The sequence below is a fragment of the Corynebacterium sp. HMSC11E11 genome (assembly GCF_001807025.1).
In the GTDB taxonomy this organism is placed as follows: domain Bacteria; phylum Actinomycetota; class Actinomycetes; order Mycobacteriales; family Mycobacteriaceae; genus Corynebacterium; species Corynebacterium freneyi.
Map to the genome: position 1 here is coordinate 66,667 of NZ_KV787135.1, position 8,377 is coordinate 75,043.

Here is an 8,377-nt window from a genome sequence, read left to right on the forward strand (position 1 = left end):
CTCGGCTACTCCTCGATCACTCCGCACAGCGCGCGGTCGCCGGCGTCGCCGGTCTTCAAGGTGTCGGCGTCCGGGCCATCCTCGGCGTATCGCTCGGGGATGTTGGCGTAGTTGTCCGCCTTGGAGTGGACCATGACGGCCGAACCGTCGTCGTCGAGAAGCAGGTCCTTGGTCAGTCGGTCGGTGGTGAACGTCATCGACGCGGTGCCGTCCTCGCCGACCAGCAGCGAGGGCAGGTCACCGGCATGACCGACTCCGCCATCCGGGTTGCCGTGGCCCTCGGCGTCGGCGTCGCCGGTCAGATGGCCGCCCGCGGAGAGGAAGTCGCCGGTCTTCTCGCCGTCGGGGGACTGGCTGTTCGGCTCGCACAGGCCCGTGGCGTGGATGTGGAAGCCGCGGAATCCGGGTTCGAGGTCGCCGACCTCCACGGTGACGGTGACGCGCTCGCCGTCCTCGGCGAAGGTGACCGTGCCAGCTTCGGCGCCGTCGGGGTTTTTGAGGGTGGCCGTCGCGAAGGCTTCGTCGTCGGCGGCTGCGGACGAGCCGGTCGGTGACGCGTCGGTGGTGGCTGCCGTGGTTCCGCCGTCGTCGTCGTCCGCGCAGGCCGCGAGGCCGAGCGTCAGGGCGGCGGCGCCGAGCGTCGCTGCGGTGAGGCGGGTGGTGCGGTGTCGCATGGTCTCTCCTGTCGTGTCGGGAATCGATCGGCGGTGCGCCGCGTCGAAGGCCGGTCAGTCGGTGTGACCCGTGACATGGCATGTTACCCATGTTCACCACCGTCGTGCGTGGGCCGAGCATTCGGCTTGCGATCCGGGGGAGGTTGTAAGGTCGGATCCGTAACCTGGATGCGTCTTTGCCAGGCGGGGTCGGGATCGTCCCCGTCGACGGCGCCTCCGCAGAGAACGACAACGCCTCCGTAGAAGAACGTGGAGAACGTCATGTGCCTCGGCATTCCCGCCCAGATCGTCGATATCCCGGACCCTTCCCGGGCGAAGGTGGCCATCAGCGGCGTCGAACGGATGATCGCCACGGATCTGCTTCTCGACGAAGCGCTTGCCGTGGGGGATTGGGTGCTGGTGCACGTCGGTTTCGCGTTGAGCAAGATCGACGAGGAAGAGGCGGCGTTGACGTTGACGCAGATCGAGAGGCTCGGCGGGGACGTGCTCGCCGACGAAGTCGATTCGTTCACCACCAGCCGGATCGAATGAGCGGGGGAGCAGATGAAGTACGTCGACGAATTCCGTGACCCGGCGGCGGCGAAGAAGCTGCTGCGGGCCATCGAGGCCAATGCCGCGAAGCTGGAGGCCCCCATCGCCTTGATGGAGGTCTGCGGCGGCCATACGCACACCATTTACCGCTATGGCCTGGAGAACCTCCTGCCGGAGAACATCGAGCTGGTCCACGGCCCCGGGTGTCCGGTGTGCGTGATCCCGATGGGCCGCGTCGACGATGCGCTGTGGCTCGCCGCCCAGGACGACGTCATCCTGGCCACGTTCGGCGACATGATGCGGGTGCCGGGGTCGGATGGTTCGCTTCTCGACGCCCGCGCGCGGGGCGCAGACGTCCGTTTCGTGTATTCGCCGTTGGACGCGTTGAAGTTGGCGGAGGAAAACCCGGACAAGCACGTCGTGTTCTTCGCCGTGGGGTTCGAGACCACCGCACCGTCCACGGCGGTGACGCTGGAGGCGGCCCGTCGTAAAGCAGTCCCCAATTTTTCGGTGTTCTCCAACCACGTCACCATCGAACCTCCGCTGCGGGCGATCGTCGACGGCGGGGAAACGGAGGTCGACGGGTTCATCGGCCCCGGCCACGTGGCCACGGTCGTGGGTACGAAGGCGTTCGATTTCCTGCCGGGCGAGTTCGGCATGCCGTGCGTCGTCGCCGGCTTCGAACCGCTCGACATCCTGCAGGCGGTGGCGATGCTCCTGGAACAGTTCGTTTCCGGCGACGTCGCCGCCGGCAAGGCGACGGTGGGCAACCAGTACGCGCGCGTCGTCCGGGCCGAGGGCAACCCCGCCGCGGAGGCGCTGCTGGATCGGGTCTTCACCGTCCGCGACCGCTTCGAATGGCGCGGCCTGGGGTGGCTCGACGACTCCGGGCTGGGCATCGCCGAGGAGTATGCGCGGTGGGATGCGGAGAAGCGGTTCACCGTCCCCGGCGCGTTGATCCCGGACCCCGTGGCCTGCGAATGCGGGTCGGTGCTCACCGGGCGGATCAAGCCGTGGGAGTGCAGGGTGTTCGGCACGGCGTGCACGCCGGATACGCCGATCGGCACGTGCATGGTCTCGCCGGAGGGCGCCTGCGCGGCGTACTACAACTTCGGCCGCATCGACCGGAAGGTCACCGTCGAGCTGGGCTCCGGCCCGAACTGACCCCGGCCCGACACCGCGACGACAACCCGCCCGACGAAGGAGCAGCAGTGGATCCCAAAAACCGCCTCAACGACGACGAGGGCCGGGTCAACGCCAACATCGACCGCGTGCGGGCGCGCAAACACAGGCTTCGCGACGACCACGTGACGCTCGCGCACGGAGCCGGCGGCAAGGCGTCGGCGGCGCTGGTGGAAAACGTCTTCTGGGAGGTCTTCGGCGGCGACGTCCTGCCCGACGGCGGCGACTCCGCGGTGCTGCCCCTGGCCGGGGTGCTGGGGGAGGCCGCGGCCGGCGGGTCCCTGGCCATGTCCACCGACTCGTACGTGGTCAACCCCATCGAGTTCCCCGGCGGCGACATCGGGGAGCTGGCCGTCAACGGCACGGTCAACGACCTGGCGATGGCCGGCGCGGCGCCGAAGGCGATCACGGCGGCGTTCGTGCTGGAGGAGGGCCTGCCCATCGATGTGCTGCGGCGCATCGTCGAATCGATGGCGCGTGCGGCGCGGCGGGCCGGGGTGGACATCGTCGCCGGCGACACGAAGGTCGTGCCCCGCGGGGCGTGCGACAAGATGTACGTCACCACCGCGGGCGTGGGCGTGGTGCCCGCCGGTCGGCGCACCGGATACGGCGAAATCGGGGAAGGCGACCGGATCATCGTGTCGGGCCCCATCGCCGATCACGGCATGTCGGTGATGATGGCCCGCGGCGACCTGGCCATCGACGCGCCGATCCAGTCCGACACCCGCGCCGTCAACGATCTGGTGGAGGCCCTGTTCGCCGCCGTGCCGGACGTCCGTTTCCTCCGCGACGCCACCCGCGGCGGCGTGGCCACGGTCATGAACGAACTCGCCCGCGGTTCCGGCAAGGGCATCGTCCTCGACGACTCGGCGATCGCCGTGCGCGACATGACCCGCGCCGCGTGCGACATGCTCGGCATCGACCCCCTGTACGTGGCCAACGAAGGCACGTTCACCGCCGTCGTCCCGGATGCCTCCGCCGAGGCGGCCATCGCGGCGCTCCACGGGGCCGGTGCCCCGGAGGCCCGCGTCATCGGCCGCGTCGTCGCCGAACCCGCCGCGTCGGTGGTCCTGGTCACCGGTTTCGGCGGCACCCGCATGGTGGACATGCTCGTCGGCGATCCGTTGCCGCGGATCTGCTAGTTTCCGACGCCCGGCCCTGCGGCGCGACGGTCCCGCGTCGCCAGCCACCCGGCCATCGCCTGACCGACGCCGAGTCCGCCGTCGTTGGCGGGGATCACGCGGTGCTCGAGCAGCGACAGTCCCCGGGCGGCGAGGTCGTCGCGCAGGGCCGTCATCAACAGTCGGTTCAGGGCGCAGCCGCCGGTGACGCCGACGACGTCCGTGCCCGCGGCGTCGGCGGCGATGGTCAGCTGCTCGCCGATGATCCGCGCCAGGCCGACGTGGAACCGCAGCGCCCGCATCGCCCGCACCGCCCGCCCCGCCGGAGCGGATGAGCGGGCCCCGGCGAGCTCGACGAGCAGCTCCGGAATCGTGGTCGCCGAACCGGCCGCGGATTCGCCGTCGACGTGGCCCACGGCGGTGCGGGCCAGCTGCTCGAATTCCATGGGTGCCTGGGCTTCGTGGGTGACGGCCCCGTCGGGCCAGGTGTCCCCGCAGCCGGCGAGGACGGCGGCGGCGTCGAATATGCGGCCCAGCGACGTGGACGTCACCACGCCGACGCCCGCGGCCAGCTGCGACCGGAGCAGGGTGAGCTCCGGGCCGTCATGGTCGTCGAGCGGCAGGTCCAGGCCCCATGAATGGGCGATGCACGCCACCGTCCGCCACGGCCGCTCGATCGATCGGTCGCCGCCGGCGAAGTCGAAGGCGGGCACGTGCCACGTCCGCTCCCAGTCGCGCAGGTCGCCCCCATCGCCGATGCCGAGCGTCAGAATTTCGCCGCCCCAGATCGTCCCGTCGGTGCCGTACCCCGTGCCGTCGAGGGTGGCGACGACCGCCGGTCCCTCTGCGATGCCGTGTTCGGCCAGCAACGACAGCGCGTGGGCGTAGTGGTGTTGGACGGCGAGCAACCGCACCCGCGCACCCTCGTCCTCGCGCTCGTCCGCGTACCGCTCCGCCCAGGCGGTCGTCGCGTAGTCGGGGTGCAGGTCGTGGACGACGACGTCGGGTTCCACGCGCCGCATCCGCAGCATCCGCTCGACGGCCCGCCCATAGGACGCCTGCGTCACGGCCGAGCGCATGTCCCCGATGTGCGGCGACACGTGCGCCATCCCGTCGTCGACCACGGCGAACGTGTTCTTCAGTTCACCGCCGACTGCGAGGACGTGGGCGGGGGAGTCGCCGTCGTCAGGCGGGGCCGGCATGGGAAGCGGCAGCGGCGCGATGCCGCGCGACCGCCGGACGGGACGGACGCCGAGGAAAACGGAATCCTCCACCGGCACGTGGATGCCGCGATCGTGCAGCACGAACGCGTCCGCGATGTGGCCCAACCGCGCCTGCGCCGACGCGTTGTCGTGGCACAGGGCCTCGCCGGGCGGGTTGCCGGACGTGGCCACCAGGGGCTTGCCGACGAGCAATTCGTGCAGCGGCGAATACGGCAACATCACGCCGACGTCGCCCAACCCGGGGGCGACCGACGGGGCGAGGCGGGCGTCGGGGCGAAGCGGCGCGATGACGATCGGGCGGGCCGGCGAGGCCAGCAGCGACAACTCGGGGTCGCCGACGTCGGCCAGAGCCCGGGCGGCGTCGACGTCGGGGACCATCACCGCGAAGGGCTTGGCCGGACGATGCTTGCGGCGGCGCAGCTCGGTCACGGCGTCCTCGTTCGCGGCGTCGCACATCAGATGGAAGCCGCCGATGCCCTTCACCGCCAGGATGGCGCCGTCGTCGAGCAGACGCCGGGCGCGGTCGATCGTCGCGCGCATGAACCCCGGGGAGCGCTCCGGGGCGGGGACCCGGCCGCCCTCCTCCAACCACAGCCGCGGACCGCAGTCGAAACAGCTGATCGGCTGCGCGTGATGGCGCCGGTTGCCCGGGTCCGCGTACTCGGCGGCGCACGCCGGACACATGGGGAACTGCCGCATCGTGGTGTTCGGACGGTCGTAGGGGACGTCCTCGATGATGGTCAGCCGCGGCCCGCAGTTGACGCAGGTGATGAAGGGGTACCCGAAGCGCCGGTTGCCCGGATCGCGCATCTCCGCCAGGCACTCCGGGCACGTCGCCACGTCCGGCGGCAGCAGCGTGCGGGCGCCATCGGCCCGCCGCGACGGGAGAATGCGGAAACCGGATTCGCCATTCCGGACGGGCAGATCGCGCACCACGTGCGACAGGACGCGGGCCAGCGGCGGGGCGTCGTCAAGCACCTGCGTGATGAAGGCGTCGACCTCCGCCGACTCGCCCTGGACCTCGATGAACACCTCGCGGTCGTCGTTGCCGCAGAACCCGGAGACGCGATGCCGGGCGGCGACGGCGGCGACGTGCGGGCGGAACCCCACGCCCTGGATCACCCCGCGCAGCAGATGTTCGCGCCGGATTTCGGTCATGATGCGAGCTTAACCGTGGGTGCCGGCACCTCATCGGTGCAGTTGGCGCGGTTTGCGACGATTGACCAGGCGTCGACCGTTGATCAAAAGACTCAACGGCTTGTAGGATCAGAGGCGTAGAGATCGTTCGTGTGAACGACTCCGCATTGCCGAACCCCGTTACCCCTGGTAGCGGGGTTTCGTGCGCGTGGGCCAGACCCGATACCGACCCCGGTCACGGATGGTGGACACTCGCCCCCACAGCTGGTTTTGGAGCTTCACCACCTTCGGGGCGGCCGCCTTCTGGGTGAGAATCCTGTTCGCGATGTACGTGCACAGGTCGGCGGCCTGGAGCCCGCGGTGGGCGCGCGAGTCGTAGAAGTCTAGTGAGTCGATCCTCGCGAGTTTCGAGCTTCGAAAGCCGAACGTCCCGTTCGCTTTGTAGTTGACGAATTCCTTGCGTCCTTCCTCCGCCGTGTAATGGTCATCGAGGTAGACCGTCACGGTTTCATCGTGTTTTTCGGCGAACTCGTTGATCCGCTCCAGGATGAAACCGATGCTGATCGTCCGGTGGTTGAATGGCCGCGCGTAGCGTTCCGATTGTGCGACTCGGTCAATGCATTCGACGTAGAGCGCTGTCGCGTGCTCGTCGATGATCGTCATGGCTTTGAGGTAGACGGCGGCGCATAACCGGACCGGCAGGCCTTTCCAATCGCACTTCTGCTGCATCATGTCGTGCCCGTGCAGCTCCGCTGCTGCCGGAATGGGCGTCGACGTGCTGTACTGCACCATCAAGTCGTCCAATGCCCGGTTCAACGGCTCGAGCTCGTCTTCTTTGACGATGAGAGCCGACAGAAAGAAATAGTCGGCGTCGGATTCCGACTCGTCGACGAATGCGTGCAGCATGGGGCGAGGGTATCCCGCCCCGCGGATGAAGTCGGTCGCCGAGTAGTGCCAGGCCTGTGACCGTGCGAACGCCCGCCCGAATCGGCTGGACAGGTGTTCCCCATCGCTTTCGTCGATGTGCTCAAACTAACGCCGCCGTTTCCGCAGGTCGCCGGTCGCGGGGCTTCGCTGGGCTACACGTAATTCATATACGGGTCTAAGGTGGGACATATGCACGAAGTGGCCTTGAGCATGCAGCTTGCGCGCATCGTCTCCAAGGCCGCAGACAACCGAAAAGTCCTGGTCGTCCGGCTGGAAATCGGCGCGCTGCGTCAGGTGGTGCCCGACACTCTGGCCCATGCCTGGAGGTTCGTGGTCAAGGACACCAACCTCGGGGCGTCCCGTCTCGACGTCGATTGGAAACCGGTGGTGCTGGAATGCCCCGCCGGCCACGTCGCGGAGATGCCCGAGTCGTGGGGGTTCGACTGCCGCACCTGCGGGCAGCCGGCGAAAGTCGTGGGCGGCGAAGAGTTTCGGGTGCTGGACATAGAACTTGAGCCACGATCCGGACAGACTCGGGAAAGAGCGTGACATGGGCCGCTTCCACAGGCACGACGACGGCACGGTGCATTCGCATGAGCACGGCGATCATCCGCACGATCACCACCATCACCATCACGACCACGGACATGCGCACGATCACGGGCATGCGCATGCCCACGATCTGAACCACGTCGACGCGAACAGCGCGGAGCACGGCGATCACACCGGGTACGACACCGGCCGTGAGCGGGTGCTGATCCTCGAGGACATCTTCACGGAAAACGACGTCCGCGCCGCGGAGAACAGGGCGCTTTTCGACGACAACGACGTCACGGCCGTCAACGTGATGAGTTCCCCCGGCTCCGGCAAGACCGCCCTGCTGCGGCATGCGCTGGAGAAGTTGCGGGGCAAGGTGCGAGTCGGCGTCATCGAGGGCGACATCGAGACCCCGCTGGATGCGCAGCGGCTCGAGGGCCTCGGGGCGCAGATTTCGCTGCTCAACACGGGCCAGGGTTTCGGCGGCGAGTGCCACCTGGATGCGCCGATGATTTCCGCCGCGTTGAAGGGCCTGGATCTGGCGGAGCTGGATCTGGTGTTCATCGAAAACGTGGGCAACCTGGTGTGCCCGGCGGAGTTCGAGGTCGGCGAGCACCGGAAGATGATGGTCTACTCCGTCACGGAGGGTGAGGACAAGCCCCTGAAGTACCCGGTGATGTTCCGGGCGGTGGAGGCGGTGGCGGTCAACAAGATCGATTTGCTGCCGTACCTGGATCTCGACATGGACCTGTTCCTGGCGAATCTGCGCAAGGTCAATCCGGATGCGAAGGTGTTCGAGGTGTCGGCCAAGACGGGCGAGGGCCTCGACGCGTGGCTGGAGTGGCTGCTCGAGGGGAATCGGGACCGATGATTCGGGCGGCGTCGGATTCACGGAGCTTTACGACGAACCTGCGGGCGGCGACATCGCCCGCGACATATGACGATGACGGGGGTGCGCACCGCCGATCGTGGTGCCGGTCCTCGGATTCATCGGGGATTGGGAGGACACGGAAGTGAACGTCGGCAGAGTACCAGGTCACGGCCG

At 68.5% G+C, this 8,377-nt stretch carries 8 protein-coding genes; 5 read left to right on the top strand and 3 right to left on the bottom strand.

Translation table 11 applies throughout. The annotated features are described in order from the left end of the window. Nucleotides 1–5 precede the first annotated feature (5 nt). A complete protein-coding gene (locus tag HMPREF3121_RS05385) occupies nucleotides 6–674 on the bottom strand; it encodes a superoxide dismutase family protein (protein ID WP_035120551.1) in 669 nt (222 codons plus the stop codon). Between the two features lie 261 nt (nucleotides 675–935). Between HMPREF3121_RS05385 and HMPREF3121_RS05390 the strand changes: the two genes are divergently transcribed. The 3 genes from HMPREF3121_RS05390 to hypE are packed head-to-tail and all read left to right on the top strand — an operon-like array spanning nucleotide 936 to nucleotide 3,529. After that, nucleotides 936–1,205, top strand: a complete 270-nt coding sequence (locus tag HMPREF3121_RS05390) for a HypC/HybG/HupF family hydrogenase formation chaperone (protein ID WP_035120572.1) — start codon at nucleotides 936–938, stop codon at nucleotides 1,203–1,205. Nucleotides 1,206–1,217: 12 nt separating this feature from the next. After that, nucleotides 1,218–2,369: a hydrogenase formation protein HypD gene (hypD, locus tag HMPREF3121_RS05395; protein WP_070520684.1), complete on the top strand. Its 1,152-nt coding sequence runs from the start codon at nucleotides 1,218–1,220 to the stop codon at nucleotides 2,367–2,369. A gap of 47 nt (nucleotides 2,370–2,416) precedes the next feature. After that, nucleotides 2,417–3,529, top strand: coding sequence for a hydrogenase expression/formation protein HypE (gene hypE, locus HMPREF3121_RS05400; RefSeq protein WP_083291306.1), 1,113 nt, complete (start codon nucleotides 2,417–2,419; stop codon nucleotides 3,527–3,529). On the opposite strand, the gene hypF is transcribed toward hypE, so the two are convergent. Continuing rightward, entirely contained in the window at nucleotides 3,526–5,889 is a 2,364-nt protein-coding gene (gene hypF / locus HMPREF3121_RS05405) for a carbamoyltransferase HypF (protein WP_070520687.1), read from the bottom strand. The two genes, hypE and hypF, sit on opposite strands and share 4 nt — an antisense overlap. A 159-nt stretch (nucleotides 5,890–6,048) precedes the next feature. Beyond that, nucleotides 6,049–6,774, bottom strand: coding sequence for a DUF3800 domain-containing protein (locus tag HMPREF3121_RS05410; RefSeq protein ID WP_035120554.1), 726 nt, complete (start codon nucleotides 6,772–6,774; stop codon nucleotides 6,049–6,051). A gap of 210 nt (nucleotides 6,775–6,984) precedes the next feature. On the opposite strand from HMPREF3121_RS05410, the gene HMPREF3121_RS05415 reads away from it, so the two are divergent. Both HMPREF3121_RS05415 and hypB read left to right on the top strand, forming a co-directional pair. Next, the gene (locus HMPREF3121_RS05415) at nucleotides 6,985–7,344 is read left to right on the top strand and encodes a hydrogenase maturation nickel metallochaperone HypA/HybF (RefSeq protein WP_035120555.1); all 360 of its coding nucleotides are present in this window, start codon (nucleotides 6,985–6,987) and stop codon (nucleotides 7,342–7,344) included. 133 nt (nucleotides 7,345–7,477) lie between these two features. After that, the gene (gene hypB / locus HMPREF3121_RS05420; RefSeq protein WP_246816079.1) at nucleotides 7,478–8,203 is read left to right on the top strand and encodes a hydrogenase nickel incorporation protein HypB; all 726 of its coding nucleotides are present in this window, start codon (nucleotides 7,478–7,480) and stop codon (nucleotides 8,201–8,203) included. Nucleotides 8,204–8,377: the final 174 nt, after the last annotated feature.

Excerpts from the sequence above, each read along its gene's own strand:
- HMPREF3121_RS05385 (WP_035120551.1), bottom strand. The coding sequence starts at position 674 with ATGCGACACCGCACCACCCGCCTCACCGCAGCGACGCTCGGCGCCGCC.
- HMPREF3121_RS05390 (WP_035120572.1), top strand. The coding sequence starts at position 936 with ATGTGCCTCGGCATTCCCGCCCAGATCGTCGATATCCCGGACCCTTCC.
- hypD (WP_070520684.1), top strand. The coding sequence starts at position 1,218 with ATGAAGTACGTCGACGAATTCCGTGACCCGGCGGCGGCGAAGAAGCTG.
- hypF (WP_070520687.1), bottom strand. The coding sequence starts at position 5,889 with ATGACCGAAATCCGGCGCGAACATCTGCTGCGCGGGGTGATCCAGGGC.
- HMPREF3121_RS05410 (WP_035120554.1), bottom strand. The coding sequence starts at position 6,774 with ATGCTGCACGCATTCGTCGACGAGTCGGAATCCGACGCCGACTATTTC.
- HMPREF3121_RS05415 (WP_035120555.1), top strand. The coding sequence starts at position 6,985 with ATGCACGAAGTGGCCTTGAGCATGCAGCTTGCGCGCATCGTCTCCAAG.